This window comes from Candidatus Zixiibacteriota bacterium (genome assembly GCA_036480375.1).
In the GTDB taxonomy this organism is placed as follows: Bacteria; Zixibacteria; MSB-5A5; order GN15; family JAAZOE01; genus JAZGGI01.
Genome location: JAZGGI010000033.1, coordinates 56367 through 71324, shown reverse-complemented (window position 1 = coordinate 71324; position 14958 = coordinate 56367). Strand labels below are relative to the sequence as shown.

Genomic DNA, 14958 nt, shown 5'->3' with positions numbered 1-14958 from the left:
ATGGCTACGACAACTCAAGAAAAGGCGCATATAAATAAAAAGAAAAAATCGCCTTCAGACGATCGGTATGAAATCCGAATCTCCGGATCCGGCGGACACGGCGTTATCCTGGCGGCCATCTTATTGGCCCAGGCTACTGCCTCAGACCAAAAATTGAACGTCGTTCAGACACAAAGCTATGGTCCGGAAGCGCGCGGAGGGGCCAGCCGCGCCGATGTCGTAATTTCCAAAGGCGAAATTTATTATCCCAAGACCATGAAGCTTGATTTGCTTCTGGCCTTTACTCAGGAAGCGTGCGACAAATACTATAAGGATTTAAAATCCGACGGTATTCTCATTGTCGAATCCAATATGGTAACCAAGATTCCGCTTAAGAACAGCCATGGGTTTCCCTTTATTCGCAATGCCCGAGAACAGGTCGGTCATCCGATGGTCGCCAATGTGATGGCCCTGGGAGTAATCGTTGAACTGACCAGGATCGTCACTCGCGACTCTATTAGACAGGTCGTCAAGGAGCGCGCTCCCAAGGGTACCGAAGAGAAAAACCTAAAAGCTCTGGAAATCGGATTCAAACTGGCCAAAAAGGTCAAGCAGCCATAGGGATAATAATGGAACGAACATTATTGATTATCAAGCCGGACGCGACGGAAAGAAACTTGATCGGCCATATCATCAGCTGGCTGGAAAAGGCTAATTTTACCATTGTCGAAATGAAGATGGTAAAGCTTTCCAAAGAGGAAGCCGGGGAGTTTTATTTTGTCCACAAGGAACGCCCTTTTTTCAATGCCTTGACTGACTATATGTCGTCGGTGCGAATTGTTCCCATGGTTCTTGAAAAAGATAATGCTATCGCGGATTTGAGGACATTAATTGGCGCCACCGATCCCGCCGAAGCCGATTGTGGGACATTACGCGACGAGATCGGAATAGATAAACAACGGAACTCGGTTCATGCTTCCGATTCTACTGAATCGGCCGAAATCGAAATTCCGTTTTTCTTCACATAGGTGATTATGCCTTCGGTTGCTTTCGGGAATGAACAACATTCCTTCTCGATAGAGTCGGGAGATACATTAATTATCGCCGAGCCGTCCGATGATGTACCGCTTCTTGACGAAACGGTTTTTCAGGAACGGCTAAAGGAAGCTGGTTTTGATAGTTTTATCGAAAACCGGCCCCTGGTGATCGTCAATGACGCCTTCCGACCGACGCCGACCGGAACAGTTCTTTCTCATCTTAAAAAGTGGTATCCTGAATTTCAGGCCGATTACCTTATTGCCTGCGGCAATCATCCGGCCCCCGATGATGATGATGTCGCCATGATTTTTTCCGGATATAAGCTCGGCGAGGGTGAAAGAATATTTTCCCACGATTCCCGAAATCCGGAATCGATGCGTAATGGGGGAGAATTTGAGAGGAGACCTGTACTTGTAAATAAGCTTCTCTTTGAGTATCCGGCAATTATTATTATCGGATCGGTCGAACCCCATTACTTTGCCGGCTTCACTGGCGGACGCAAATCCATCATACCGGGATTGGCTGATTTTGAAACGACTCGGCGAAATCACGCCCTTGCCGTTTCTCCGGAAGCTCAGCCGCTACGGCTAAATGGCAATCCGATGGCGGAGAATTTGCAGGATTTGATCGATATCATTTCTCTGCCGCCGTTGATTTCGATTCAACTGGTCCTAAACCGCAATCATAAAATAATCGATGCCTTTGCGGGAGATTTAAAAACTTCGTTTGACGAAGCGGTTTCGATTGTTGAAGATTTATATGCCTACAAAGCGTCCCATTCTTTCGACCTTGTCATCGCCGAGATGCTTCCGCCGTTAGACAGAAATCTGTACCAGTTGCAAAAGGCCGTCGAAAATTGTCAGATGGTTGTTGCCGACGGAGGCACGGTTTTGGCGGTTTCCTCTTGTTCCGAAGGTATTGGAAACGATGAATTTTATCGGCTGGCGGGAAAACTATCTGATGAAAGTATGGTTCTCTCGCACGCCGCGATGGATAATCCGCCGATGGGAATTCACAAACTGTCGCGTATTATCATGATGTCAAAACGGATTAACGTCAGAGCGCTGACCGGTCTGAAACCGGAAATAGTAGAACAGATTTATTGGGAACCGGCGGTATCGATTGACGCCGAAATTCAAAAATTAAGATACCAAAAAGAAAATTTAAATATATTGATTGTCCGGGATGCCGGACAAATGGTTGCTAAATAGGACTAACAAACAAATAGAATCGGAGGCAATTAATGAATAAGAAAATCGCAGTTATCGGGGCGGGAAATGTGGGCGCTTCGGTGGCCCAATACGCCGCGGAAGCTAATCTGGCCGAAGTTGTCATGATTGATATTATTGAGGGATTCCCACAGGGCAAGGCTCTCGATTTGACTCAGGCCGCGTCGGTCCGCGGATACAACGGCATGGTTACCGGCAGTAACGATTATAAAGATATCAAGGGCGCCGATATCGTCATCATGACCGCCGGACTGGCTCGTAAACCCGGCATGTCGCGCGAAGATCTACTTAATATGAATGCCAAAATTGTTGGCGGCGCGGCCAAGAATGTCAAAAAATACGCACCCAAAGCGTTTGTTATCGTCGTATCCAATCCTCTCGACATTATGACTTATCATATGTGGAAAGTTACCGGCTTCCCGCAGAATCGTGTCTGCGGCCAGGCGGGTATCTTGGATTCGACCCGTTTCCGCGCTTTTATCGCTATGGAACTCGGCGTTGCCTACACCGATGTTCAGGCGATGGTTCTCGGTGGGCACGGCGATACCATGGTTCCACTCCCGAGATATACGACCGTGTCCGGTATTCCGATCAAGGAACTGATCGACGCCAAACGGATTAGGGAAATCTCCGAACGCACCCGTTTCGGTGGCGGCGAAATCGTCAAACTGCTCAAGACCGGTTCAGCCTATTACGCTCCTGCGGCGGCCTCGGTTCAGATGGCTCGTTCCATCCTGTGCGACGAAAAACGTGTTCTGCCGTGTTCGTGTTACCTGAGCGGCCAATACGGCGTCAAAGATATCTATATTGGCGTCCCGGCGGTTCTCGGTGGCAAGGGCGTGGAGAAAATAATTGAACTGAATTTGACCAAAAAAGAAATGAAAGATCTGCAGACGTCAGCCAAAAAGTACGGCGGCGTATTGAAGGAAATCGGCTATTAATCGGAGGATAATTGTGGCACCAAAATTTAAGCATATTAAGATTCCCGAAAACGGACAACGAATAACTGTTAAGAATAAAAAACTCAGAATCCCCAACAAGCCGATTATCCCGGTTATTGAAGGGGATGGTATCGGCCGCGACATCATGAAAGCGACGCGCATCGTTCTTGATACCGCCGTCAAAAAGGCGTACAAAGGCAGAAAGAAAATCGCCTGGATGGATGTTTACGCCGGTGAAAACGCCAACCGAATTTACAAAGAGTGGGCTCCGCAGGAAACTTTTGACGCTATCAAGTATTATTATGTCGCTCTCAAGGGCCCTCTGACCACTCCGATTGGCGGCGGTTTTCGTTCGCTCAACGTGACGTTGCGTCAGGTTCTGAACCTTTATGCCTGCGTCCGTCCGGTGCGCTATTTCAAAGGCGTTCCCTCGCCGGTGAAAAATCCGGAAAAGATGGATGTCGTTATTTTCCGTGAAAATACCGAAGACGTTTATGCCGGAATCGAATGGAAGAAAGGCACCAGGGACGCCAGGAAGGTCATCAACTGGATCAACAAGAATATGAAGCGCAGCATCCGTCTCGATTCCGGTATTGGCATCAAGCCGATTTCGGTAAGAAACACCAATAACCTCGTCCGCAAAGCGATTCGGTACGCCATCGACCGCAAGCTGAAATCGGTGACGCTGATGCACAAAGGCAACATCATGAAATACACCGAGGGCGCTTTCCGCGACTGGGGTTATAAACTGGCTAAAAAGGAATTTCCGAAAAAGACCATCACCGAAGATGAACTCTGGAGCAAATACAATGGCAAACAGCCGAAAGGCAAAATTGTCATCAAGGATCGCATCGCCGATTCGATGTTCCAGCAGATTCTGACCCGCACCGACGAGTACGATATTATCGCGACGCCGAATCTGAACGGCGATTACATGTCCGACGCCGCCGCCGCGCAGGTAGGCGGGCTGGGCATGGCTCCCGGCGCCAATATTGGCGATTATGTCGGTCTCTTTGAGGCTACTCACGGCACTGCGCCGAAATACGCCGACAAAGACATGGTCAATCCGGGTTCGCTGATTCTTTCCGGTGTGATGATGCTTGAGTATCTCGGCTGGGATAAGGCGGCGACAATGGTGGTCAAGGCGATTCAAAAGACGATTCAGAAAAAGACGGTTACATATGATCTGCATCGTCTGATGAAAGGCGCCAAAAAACTTTCGACTTCCAAATACGCCGAAGCGATTATTAAGAATATGAGATAGACTATGTGATATTGCATCTTTGATCGACATAATTTGCTATCACAGGCAGGAGCTTTTTTCGAAGCTCCTGCTTTTTTTGTATTAGACTACAAGCCTGTCATTCCCGAGAGTCCCTGTGAAACGGGGACGAGTCGGGAATCCAGTAGAGTTATCCACAATTGCATTTCTGGAAATTCCTTATATGTAAATGTTCCCGTATGAGTTACAGGGAATTGGGTTCGTTTTGTCCTTTTTCAGGCAAAGGCCTGTTTTCAGCTGTCGGGGATGTCATCCCTTTTTGGCTGTCGGGGATATCATCCCTTTTTGGCTGTCGCGTAGATGGCCTACCGTCGGTTCGCCGCTTCGCTAAGGAACCGACGGAACAGTGAGCAACTTCTAAAATGGGTTTGTTTCCTCAGATTAACGTTTTTGGTCATATCAAATCGGTGGTGATTACGACAGGCGATGGCCTGTTTTTCTGTAGGCGCCGGGTTTCCCGGTCCGCAAAAAATATAGTTAATATATCCGCGCGGGCGCGGAAATCGCGCTGCTACGTGCGATTGCTTAATTGTAATATGTTTCATCTACATATAAGGATGAATTCGGAAAATACAGTGTATTGGTTGGGTAATTGCAGATGCTCTGTGCGGGAACCCACCGCAACAAGTTGCAGTGGGCCACCGGTCCATTTTTAGCTATTTGCTATTAGTTTGATGGTGATTACGGACAGTTATGGACATCTAACGCGTATACTATAAATAGCCTTGTCCGTAGACGGACGCTCTATGCGCGAAAATGAACACTGCCGGAAGATTTCGGTTTTATTAAGTACTTGGACTATAGCGTCGTAGCGATTTGGCATTAAATTTGCTAGAATAATGTCAGTAGTTAGGTGGGTGGGTTTGCATCTGCCTCTACACAATAGACGGATGATGCGACACTTTCTGCGATAATTGAGATGTCATGAACGAATTTGAAAGGAGACACCGATGATCAGACACTTTTTCAAACTGGCCTTCAGGCAGATCCGGAAGAACAAGCTGTACAATTCTGTCAATATTATAGGCCTGTCTATTGGCCTTGCCGGCTGCATAATGATATTCAGCTATGTTCGGTCTGAACTCAGCATTGACAATTACCATGATAAGGGCGACCGGATCTTTCGGGTTTGTGCCCGATTTGAGGACAATGGGAAAGAACTGTGGTGGGGCTCCAGTAACGGGGTTACGGCAGACGCTCTGAAGAGCGATTTTCCAGAGGTGGAGTATGCCGTTCGCCTTGGCAGAGGTCCAGGTTCGAGTATAGCCTACGAAAGTGAGAAATTCCGAATTAGCCGAATAAGTTATGCCGACCCATCGGTATTCAACGTCTTTACATGGCCTTTAATCACCGGCAACATTGAAACAGTTTTGGCTGATCCGCATTCGATAGTGATTTCTGAAGATGCAGCGACCAGGGTTTTCGATAGCCAGGATCCGGTTGGAAAAGTTCTGAAACTGGCTGATGGTGCAGACTACACCGTCACCGGCATTATGGAGAATATCCCTTCCAATTCTCATCTCAGACCGGAGGCCCTCTGTTCGTTCAGCACTCTATACACATCCGATGGTCCGGCCTCAAGTCAGCTGACTGATTGGATGTCATTCAATTTCAGAACTTATGCGCTATTGCGAAACGGCGTCGATTATAAAAGCCTTACTGCGAAAGTTAGTAATCTCACTGACAAATATGCCCGCGAGAAAATGGATGCCAGCGGCCTCAAATGCGAGCTCTTTCTTCATCCCCTCAGAGACATATATCTGCGCCCCATCGGACAAAACACTGGGCCCTTGTTCTACGTTTATATCTTCACTGGTCTGGCGCTCATTATTTTGGTCATAGCATGTGTCAATTTCGCGAATATTGTCACGGCCAATTCGATGTCCCGAGTTCGAGAAGTTGGTATGCGGAAGGTGCTCGGCGCGGGTCGACGTAAGATCATGATCCAATTCCTCGGTGAGGCGATGTTACTCTGTACCATCGCACTCTTGGTGGCTTTGGTGTTGGTAGAATTGACGCTTCCGCATGTCTCGGCGATAACCGGTGAGCAGCTCAGTTTCTCGGCTGTGGAGACTTTCTGGACGGTTCCGGCGATGGTGGGATTGACGCTTTTTATAGGATTCATTGCCGGCAGTTATCCGGCGTTTTTTCTCTCATCGTCTACGCCGACGAACTTGATGAAAGGGCAGACCAGAACCGGTCGTCCAAGAACATTAGTTCGTAACGCCATGATCATCGGTCAGTTCACGGCATCATGTGCCCTAATTGTCCTTTCCGGCATCGTCGGTCAGCAACTCACCCACTTGAAGGATGTGGATACCGGTTTTGACAAGGAGAATGTGCTGGTTGTTCAGATCGGAAGGAACCCGTCCGTAAGTCCCCAGATTGTCAGGAATACTCTGGCGAACGTACCGGGTGTGGTCGGCGCAGCGGCATCATCGAGTATTCCGGGCTGGGGTGGGCCAACCAACGGCAAGATTCCGGAAGGGTACCCAAGAAACCAGGAACAGCGCATGTTGGAACTGAATGTGGATGAAAATTACATTCCGATTATGGGAATGGAGATAGTCCGGGGGAGGAACTTCTCCTCAGAATCGGGTGCGTCCGAGCGCAATGCCGTGATAATTAATGAAACAGCGGCCAAACAGTTTGGCTGGGACGATCCGATCGGAAAAACGATTATGTCGATTGACCCAGAAAGTTCTTCCGAAGAATACGAATGGCTGCTCAAGACTGTAATCGGAGTAGTCAAGGACTTTTCGCAACGATCAGTCGCGACTAACATCGAACCAGTTTATATCGGCAACGACCTTGATTACCCGCCGTATTATAACAAACTTAGCTTGATCACAGTCAGGTTCGAGCCAGACCAGGTGGAAAGTGTGGTTGCCGGCCTTGAGACGAACTGGAAGTCAATCATTCCGGATGAACCTTTCAACTATTTCTTTCTCGATGAGAATTTCGACTGGCAATTCGGCTCAATCGAGAGAACTAAGGATATCTTTTCTTATGCGACGATTCTGGCAATCGGTATTGCCTGTCTGGGTCTTTTTGGGTTGGTGTCATTCCTGGTTGAACAACGCACGAAAGAGATCGGTATCCGTAAAGTGCTGGGGTCATCTGTCCCCCGCGTAATCTGGCTTGTTGCCCGGAACTTTATAATCCTGGTTGCTATTGCCAATGCGTTGGCCTGGCCCGCCGCGTACTTGCTCGCCAAAGGCTGGCTGGAAGAGTACGCGGTTCGAACCCAGATCGGCCTTGAGCTTTTCTTCCTAGCGGGAGTCATTACATTGGTTCTGGCTGGAGCCACGATATGTGTTCGCGCAGTAAATGCAGCACGGGCGAATCCGGTTGATGCGTTGAAGCATGAATGATGGCGCGGACACGGGCCGGGATTATGACTTTCGCTTCCTGTCTTGAACTAACATAGCTCGAGTGGTCCACGGCTTTGCTGTAGGGGAAAAATCCGGAGCAAATTACCTAATTACCCGTTTCTCCATAGGAAAATAAGGTTGCCGGAACTGATTATCAGGTCATTTATTCAACAATATTCAGAGATTCATCCCGAGTGTGTAAATAAGGCTTGACGAATTCAAAAAAATGATTATCTTCGCCGGTCTCCTTACTTGATGATTAATTACCGGAAAGTATTTTTTTGAAATGGAAATAATGGATCAGGCTACTATACAAAAGATTAGAAATATCGGAATCGTCGCGCATATCGATGCCGGAAAAACCACGACCACCGAACGAATCCTCTTTTTTACGGGGATGATTCACAGGCTGGGCGAGGTGCATAACGGCCAGGCCGTCATGGATTTCATGAAGCAGGAACAGGAACGGGGCATCACGATTTCATCCGCCGCGATAACCGCCGACTGGAACGATCATAAAGTCAATATTATCGATACGCCCGGACATATCGATTTTACTCTCGAAGTCGAACGCTCCCTGCGGGTGCTCGACGGTATCGTCATGATCTTCTGTGCCGTTGGCGGCGTCGAGCCTCAAAGCGAAACTGTCTGGCATCAGGCTGATAGGTACAAAGTCCCCCGGATAGCGTTTATCAATAAAATGGATCGCGCCGGCGCGAATATGTTCCATACCATTGAACTTATGAACGAGATGCTCGGCGCTAATGCCGTTCCATTCCAGATGCCGATCGGGGAAGAGGATAATTTTGAGGGCATCATCGATTTGGTAACGATGAAGGCGACTTTCTATGACCGATTACAGCGCGTCGAAAAGGACATTCCGGATGATTTGCTCCCCAGAGCTCAGGAGCTGCATGACCGCATGATTGCGACTCTGGCCGATTACGATGACAATCTCATGGATAAATATCTCAACGAACAGGATATATCGACTGAAGATATTATGCGCGCCGCCCGCACGGCCGTTTTGGGGAACTGTATTACGCCTGTTTTTTGTGGCTCGGCTTTTAAAAATAAAGGCATCCAGCTTTTGCTTGACGCGGTAGTTAATTATCTGCCGTCGCCGATTGATCGGGGAATCGTTCGGGGCATCGATATTGACGATCCCGAGACGACGATTACCCGTCGTCCCTCGGTCAATGGACCGTTTTCGGCGCTGTCGTTCAAGATTATAAATGACGCCTACGTCGGCCAGCAGACTTTTATCCGGGTTTATTCGGGCGAGTTGAAAGCGGGAAGTTATATTTACAATTCCTCTCGTGGCAAACGCGAACGGGTCGGGAGAATTATGCGCATCCACGCCGGCGACCGCAAAGAGATGACGGAGATTAAAGCCGGGGATATCGCCGCGCTGATTGGATTGAAATCAACCACGACCGGCGATACGCTAAGCGATGAGGAAAATCCGATTCTTCTCGAGAAAATTCATTACCCCGAAACGGTTCTTGATTTGCGGATCGAACCGGAAGACAAGAAATATCGGGATAAACTGGGGCTGGCTCTCGGCAAAATATCTCTGGAAGACCCGTCGTTTACGGCCCGGTTTGATGAGGAAACCGAGGAGACAATTATATCGGGGATGGGCGAGCTGCATCTTGAAGTTATCGTCGATCGGCTGAAAACCGAACATAAAGTCGATGTCAAAGTCGGAGAACCGGCGGTGGCGTTTCGGGAGACGATTACGTCCGAGTATCAGCATAATTATAAATACAAAAAACAAACCGGCGGGAGGGGACAGTATGCGCACATCGAATTTCGGATTGAACCGAATCCCGGTGAAGGAATGGAATTCATCAATCATATTAAGGGCGGAAATATTCCCAGAGAATATATTCCCGGTGTCGAGAAGGGATTTCGAAAAACGGCCGAGGATGGGCTTTTGGCCGGATTCCCGATGGTTGATTTGAAATTCGTCCTCATCGACGGTTCGCATCATGATGTTGATTCAAGCGAAATGGCCTTTCGGATTTGTACTGTTCAGGCGTTGAAAGAAATTATTCATAAAACCGGACCGCAGCTTCTGGAGCCGGTAATGAAAATAGAAATAAACACTCCTGATAAATATATGGGCGATATCATTGCCGATATCAACCGCCGCCGGGGCAAAATCGAGAGACTTCGTCGTTTCAGAAAAGGCTCGCAAAAGCTAAATGGAGCAGTACCGTTAAAGGAGATGTTCGGATATGCCTCTACTCTGCGTACGCTTTCAAGCGGTCGGGCCAGTTTTTCGATGGAATTTATGAGTTATCTGCCGCTCCCCAAAAACATCGAAGAAGAAGTCATTGAAGAGCAAAGGGAAAAGAAAAACAGCTAAAGATACAGGCGAATCAAAGAAGTTTCAAAGGCGCGTCGGCAGGTACGCCTTTTTTTTATTCCAAATATTTTAGATACACCGCGCGACAGCTAAAAAGGGATGACATCCCCGACAGCCAAAAACAGGCTTTTGCCTGTGCGAGGCAGATGTCGACATCGCCCGGGCTCGTCAGACTACTCCGGCGCCACGCGCGCGATCACGCCCCCGACCACTTCGCCCGGCTTCCATCCGTTTTTCTTGTACTGCGGAAAGTACGGGTCCGCCTCGCCCGCCGGTACACCATGGCAGGTGAAACAGCCCGGCTTTGTCGTAATCGGTTCGCCGTAATACACGGCGCCGTCGGCGTTGCGCCAGACCGATTCGGCTCCCTGTTTTAGCTCAGCCAGTATTTCAAGGGCAACATCGTCACCAATGTTGTTCGGATTCCTTGGTTCGGGCACAACCATCCTGACCCAGGCGCGACCCCCGGTAGCTTTGGGCACTACCTCCGCGAAGATAGGATCGGCCACCGCCGCTGGCAGGATACGGTTTCGGATAAGTGTCTCTTTGTATTCAAGAGTTTCATCCGGGCCTCCGTCCTGCATACGACCGTAGTGCCCGGCAATCACCGCGCGGGTTCGCTTCTCAAGCTTGACCAGCAGATAGGCCAGTTCTTCATCACCGCTCTTGTCCAGCCACTTCTGCCCGGTTTCCGGTTTCGACATTTTCTCCGGCTCAGCCAGTGACATAGTTATTGGGACTACCATCGCCAGCACAGCCGCCGTCACCAGCCATTTGACGGACATTTTGTTTGTGAGCACGGGTTTTCCTCCTTATCTGAAGTTATGTTGACAGCTTAGTGTATTAGGGTAGCAAGATAGTTACACCCGAAACATGACGCAATGGATAAATAGGTCAAATATACGAGTTATGTGAGCGGCAGCCTGTCCACATCTGAGCACATGCAAAATTATATCTTGCGGTTTTTTGATAAATGAATTATTATTAATCGCTCTACTTTGGGGGATCACCCCTCGCAGTGTAAAAATGTTGCAGATAGTTGGAAGAAAGGAATCACATTATGAACAGACAATCGGATTGTGTTCAAATCTCATTATTGTTGATGCTTCTTTGTGTATTTGCGTCATCAGCGGTTGGACAGACATTTATAACGACGCCCCCTCCGGAAAACAATACAAAAGTCGGTTTTCGCTTTCTCCATCCGAATTATAAAGCCAAGTCGTATATTACTACTTTTACCGGGACGTATGATTTATATGTCAACATGCCGGTATCGCCTAAAATCAATCTCGAATTGAAATTCCCGTTTTCCGGTATAGGATATGATTCCCCTTATCCGATTGATAGTAAACAGGCGATTGGTAATATTTATTTTGGTTTTCAGTATCATCAGCCGATTGAAGAATTTCAGAAATTTAAAGGTACCATTTTTTCATTTGGGGTAAACATTCCCACGGCTGATAAAGATGAATGGGCTCCCCATTATATGGGCCTTATTTGTAATGAGTATGAGGCTCAGAGAATTTTACCCGAGGTTTTTACTATCAGCGGTAATGCCGCTTATTGGATGCTGACCGGCGAGCCGGAGGATGTCGGCGGATACTTTGGATTTGAACTGGGACCGCAGTTATTTATTCCGACCGGCGATAATAATGATGATACGGAATTAATGATGCACTACGGCTTGACCATGGGGCTTGATGCGCCCAATGTTGCTATCTTTGCAGAATTTCTGGGGGTCTTCGCGGTGACCAGTGATGTTGATGATTTTGGGGAGCGCTTTGACCATTTCGTCGGTATTGGTATGGGTATCACCGATTTTCCGGTCCGACCTTCCCTGTATTATCAGATTCCGTTGGATGATGATTTGAATGATTTTTTAAGTGGAGTCTTCGGTATTAAAGTAGAAGCCGCTTTCCCAACCAACCGATGACGCGGCCGTAAGTTCTTTAGGGCTGAAGCCCGTCGGGCTTCAACCATTAGCGACAACTATCGAGTTGTCCTGATTAAATCCCTGTTATTCCCGAGAGTCTCCCATTTCACGGGAGACGAGTCGGGAATCCATACTACGTTTGGAGAATTGTTGTGTTTGTCAGTTGACGATGAGTCTGCATGGAAGCCAGCTTTCGCTAGCATGATAACATAATTTATCTTGCCGTTAAGATATAATTGTGGCATTATTAATTTTGTAAGTTAACCTCCCTGCGGTTTAGGCAGTAATTATTGCAGGATTGTATCGTTTGGGGCACTGAGGTAAATGATCTTAGATAATGTGAATTATAGAGACAATAAATCGAATTCCACAGCAAGATGTAGGACACCTGCGTTTTGTACAGGGCCAAAGCAGAAGGGGTTGTACCGATGAATAATTTATTGCAAAGTCTGAAGTCGAATCAAAGAGCTGGTAGTAAGCCGCGTTGCCATCTATTAACGCACGGCGCTCCCGAGCAGGTCGCCGAGCGGTTGACCAGGTTGATCACCCCGTGGGGTTTGGTTGCGGCGACCGACAACTGGATGCCGCAGGGCTTCGATGATGTTAAAGAAGCCCAGTTGCACAATGCGCAGCGTTTGCTCGATGTAAATCCGTATGGTCAGGCGCTCAAGTCGTGGTGGCTTGCCGTTGCCAGGCGCAATTCGGTGACACCAAACTGGGATATCGCAAGCACCTGTACTATTGATGGCAAATGTGGTTTACTTCTGGTTGAGGCTAAGGCACATCATGAGGAGTTGAAGCAAGACGATCGTTGTGGCGCCAGCAATAAAAGGAATTTCGAACGAATCGGAGAGGCCATTCACGCGGCCAATGACGGTCTCAACAAGGTCCGGGATGGCTGGAACTTATCTCACGAAAACCATTACCAGCTCTGTAACCGCTTCGCGTGGAGCTGGAAACTCGCGACTCTCGGCATCCCGGTTGTACTTGTGTATCTTGGGTTTCTTAATGCAGACGAAATGCCAAATCCCTTTTCGGGTGCGCAATCCTGGGATAAGGCGGTCCGCGATTACGCCAAAGATTTAGTGCCTGAAAGCGTGTGGGGCAGCAAGTTGACGCTCGATGATGCTCCCATTTACCCGCTCATCAGATCGATGAAAATTCGATTAAATTCGATTCATGGCCTGATTGATGAGGTTGATGTAAAAAGTCTGTAGATCGGAAACCCTTTGGTTTCGATAAATAAAATATTATCGGTTGCCGGCAGTCTTGCTGTGGAAAAAAATGGTTAGTTGACCTTGTTAAGAAAATATCCGATTTGCTACGAAATTTAACCCTTGCTTTTTTATATATTTCTGTTATTATGTCGGGCTGTTATGGCGGTACCAATTAAGCTCTTAAGTTTTCAAGGAAAAATCATCGCCATTGATGGCCCGGCAGGTTCGGGAAAATCAACCACTGCCAAACAATTGGCAAATCGGTTGGGCTTCACATACCTGGATACCGGGGCCATGTATCGGGCGGTGGCCTTATTTGCCCTGCGTCATAATGTTTCGTTTGATGATGAAAACGCTCTGACGCAAATCGCGGCAAAAATTTCAATCGAATTCAAAAACCATCCCGATAAAGGGCAGTTGGTTTTTTTAAACGGCGAGGATATCTCGAATGATATGCGTACACCCGAAGCAACCCGTGGTTCATCGGCCATAGCCGTGCATCCAAGAGTCCGCGAAATTTTAGTCGCTTTGCAGCAGAAAATGGGGAAGAAGGGGAGTATTGTCGTTGAGGGCCGCGATACGACATCGGTTGTGTTTCCTCTGGCTGATTTGAAAGTCTATCTCGACGCCGATATAAAAACGCGGGCCCAACGCCGCTTTCTTGAGACCATGCACAACGGGCAATCAACGACCATTGAAGAACAGATAGAAAGCCTCAAAACTCGCGACAGGAATGATTCGGAACGAAAAGCATCGCCGCTGAAAAAGGTTAATGAAGCGGTTGTCGTTGATACCACTCACATGTCTATTGAAGAACAGGTTGAGACTATAATTCAGATTGCCAGGAAACAGTTCACCTAATGATATGAAGTGGTTTTATAGAACAATTTGGACGTTGGTACGCTATTTGGGAATGGGTTTTTTGGGCCTGAGGGCTATCGGCGAAGAGAATATTCCGATGTCGGGGTCGTTGATATTTGCGTCCAATCATCAGTCGTATCTCGATCCGCCTTTTGTTTCTGTAATGATTCGTCGGGAGATTCATTTCTTCGCCAAGAAAGAGCTCTTTGACATACCAATATTAGGCTGGATAATCACCCGCCTGAACACGATTCCGGTTCGCCGCGGCGTCTATGATCCAACATCTCTTAATCGGGTCTATGACAGCCTCAATAAAGGAGGCGCCATTCTTATGTTTCCCGAAGGCACCCGGGGAAACGGCCGAGAATTTCTTAAACCCAAACCGGGAATCGGAATGATTGCTCGCAAAGCAGAAGTTCCGATTTTACCGCTCTATGCCTGGCGAACCAATAAGATGCGAGACGCGTTAATCAGGCGTAAAGGAATGATTATTGAATTCGGTCAACCAATTTCTGTAGATAAGATAAAAGAATATCCTGACAATAAGGAGGGATATCGTGAACTGGCCAGAATGGTAATGACTCGCATCGGAGACATACGAGATAGAGGAAGTAGAAATTAGAAACAGATAATGAATGTGACGCTTTAATAAAGCAATCGACATGCCGATAATGAAAGCAATACCCCTGGGCAAAGCTCGGGAGTAAATATATTTAAGGAGGATATTTAG

12 protein-coding genes are annotated in these 14958 nt (G+C 47.8%); 11 read left to right on the top strand and 1 reads right to left on the bottom strand.

Annotated elements, in window-relative coordinates; genetic code table 11:
• The 7 genes from V3V99_10455 (at position 1) to fusA (ending at position 10217) form a co-directional block, all read left to right on the top strand.
• The gene (locus V3V99_10455) at positions 1-600 is read left to right on the top strand and encodes a 2-oxoacid:acceptor oxidoreductase family protein (protein ID MEE9443073.1); all 600 of its coding nucleotides are present in this window, start codon (positions 1-3) and stop codon (positions 598-600) included.
• A gap of 8 nt (positions 601-608) precedes the next feature.
• Positions 609-1007 carry a nucleoside-diphosphate kinase gene (gene ndk / locus V3V99_10450; GenBank protein ID MEE9443072.1) on the top strand — a complete coding sequence of 133 codons (399 nt, stop codon included), beginning with the start codon at positions 609-611 and terminating at the stop codon, positions 1005-1007.
• A gap of 6 nt (positions 1008-1013) precedes the next feature.
• Positions 1014-2228, top strand: a complete 1215-nt coding sequence (locus tag V3V99_10445; GenBank protein MEE9443071.1) for a lactate racemase domain-containing protein — start codon at positions 1014-1016, stop codon at positions 2226-2228.
• Positions 2229-2260: 32 nt separating this feature from the next.
• Entirely contained in the window at positions 2261-3187 is a 927-nt protein-coding gene (mdh, locus tag V3V99_10440; GenBank protein ID MEE9443070.1) for a malate dehydrogenase, read from the top strand.
• Positions 3188-3200: 13 nt separating this feature from the next.
• Complete coding sequence (gene icd / locus V3V99_10435; protein MEE9443069.1) at positions 3201-4451, top strand: isocitrate dehydrogenase (NADP(+)); 1251 nt, start codon at positions 3201-3203, stop codon at positions 4449-4451.
• A 968-nt stretch (positions 4452-5419) separates the two neighbouring features.
• Entirely contained in the window at positions 5420-7843 is a 2424-nt protein-coding gene (locus V3V99_10430; protein MEE9443068.1) for an ABC transporter permease, read from the top strand.
• A 295-nt stretch (positions 7844-8138) separates the two neighbouring features.
• Positions 8139-10217: an elongation factor G gene (fusA, locus tag V3V99_10425; protein ID MEE9443067.1), complete on the top strand. Its 2079-nt coding sequence runs from the start codon at positions 8139-8141 to the stop codon at positions 10215-10217.
• A gap of 173 nt (positions 10218-10390) precedes the next feature.
• Here the strand turns inward: fusA and V3V99_10420 are convergent, their stop codons facing one another.
• A complete protein-coding gene (locus V3V99_10420) occupies positions 10391-11017 on the bottom strand; it encodes a DUF3365 domain-containing protein (protein MEE9443066.1) in 627 nt (208 codons plus the stop codon).
• A gap of 260 nt (positions 11018-11277) precedes the next feature.
• Here V3V99_10420 and V3V99_10415 point away from each other — a divergent pair, with 260 nt between their 5' ends.
• The 4 genes from V3V99_10415 to V3V99_10400 all read left to right on the top strand — a co-directional run bounded on the left by V3V99_10415 (position 11278) and on the right by V3V99_10400 (position 14850).
• The gene (locus V3V99_10415) at positions 11278-12150 is read left to right on the top strand and encodes a hypothetical protein (protein MEE9443065.1); all 873 of its coding nucleotides are present in this window, start codon (positions 11278-11280) and stop codon (positions 12148-12150) included.
• A gap of 428 nt (positions 12151-12578) precedes the next feature.
• On the top strand, positions 12579-13367 hold the full coding sequence (locus V3V99_10410) for a hypothetical protein (GenBank protein ID MEE9443064.1): 789 nt from the start codon (positions 12579-12581) through the stop codon (positions 13365-13367).
• A gap of 159 nt (positions 13368-13526) precedes the next feature.
• Positions 13527-14228 (top strand): (d)CMP kinase, encoded by a 702-nt coding sequence (gene cmk / locus V3V99_10405; GenBank protein MEE9443063.1) that lies wholly within the window; start codon positions 13527-13529, stop codon positions 14226-14228.
• Between the two features lie 61 nt (positions 14229-14289).
• Complete coding sequence (locus V3V99_10400; protein MEE9443062.1) at positions 14290-14850, top strand: lysophospholipid acyltransferase family protein; 561 nt, start codon at positions 14290-14292, stop codon at positions 14848-14850.
• The last annotated feature ends 108 nt before the right edge of the window (positions 14851-14958 follow it).

Excerpts from the sequence above, each read along its gene's own strand:
- V3V99_10410 (MEE9443064.1), top strand. The coding sequence starts at position 12,579 with ATGAATAATTTATTGCAAAGTCTGAAGTCGAATCAAAGAGCTGGTAGT.
- V3V99_10445 (MEE9443071.1), top strand. The coding sequence starts at position 1,014 with ATGCCTTCGGTTGCTTTCGGGAATGAACAACATTCCTTCTCGATAGAG.
- mdh (MEE9443070.1), top strand. The coding sequence starts at position 2,261 with ATGAATAAGAAAATCGCAGTTATCGGGGCGGGAAATGTGGGCGCTTCG.
- V3V99_10455 (MEE9443073.1), top strand. The coding sequence starts at position 1 with ATGGCTACGACAACTCAAGAAAAGGCGCATATAAATAAAAAGAAAAAA.
- cmk (MEE9443063.1), top strand. The coding sequence starts at position 13,527 with ATGGCGGTACCAATTAAGCTCTTAAGTTTTCAAGGAAAAATCATCGCC.
- V3V99_10415 (MEE9443065.1), top strand. The coding sequence starts at position 11,278 with ATGAACAGACAATCGGATTGTGTTCAAATCTCATTATTGTTGATGCTT.
- fusA (MEE9443067.1), top strand. The coding sequence starts at position 8,139 with ATGGATCAGGCTACTATACAAAAGATTAGAAATATCGGAATCGTCGCG.
- ndk (MEE9443072.1), top strand. The coding sequence starts at position 609 with ATGGAACGAACATTATTGATTATCAAGCCGGACGCGACGGAAAGAAAC.
- V3V99_10430 (MEE9443068.1), top strand. The coding sequence starts at position 5,420 with ATGATCAGACACTTTTTCAAACTGGCCTTCAGGCAGATCCGGAAGAAC.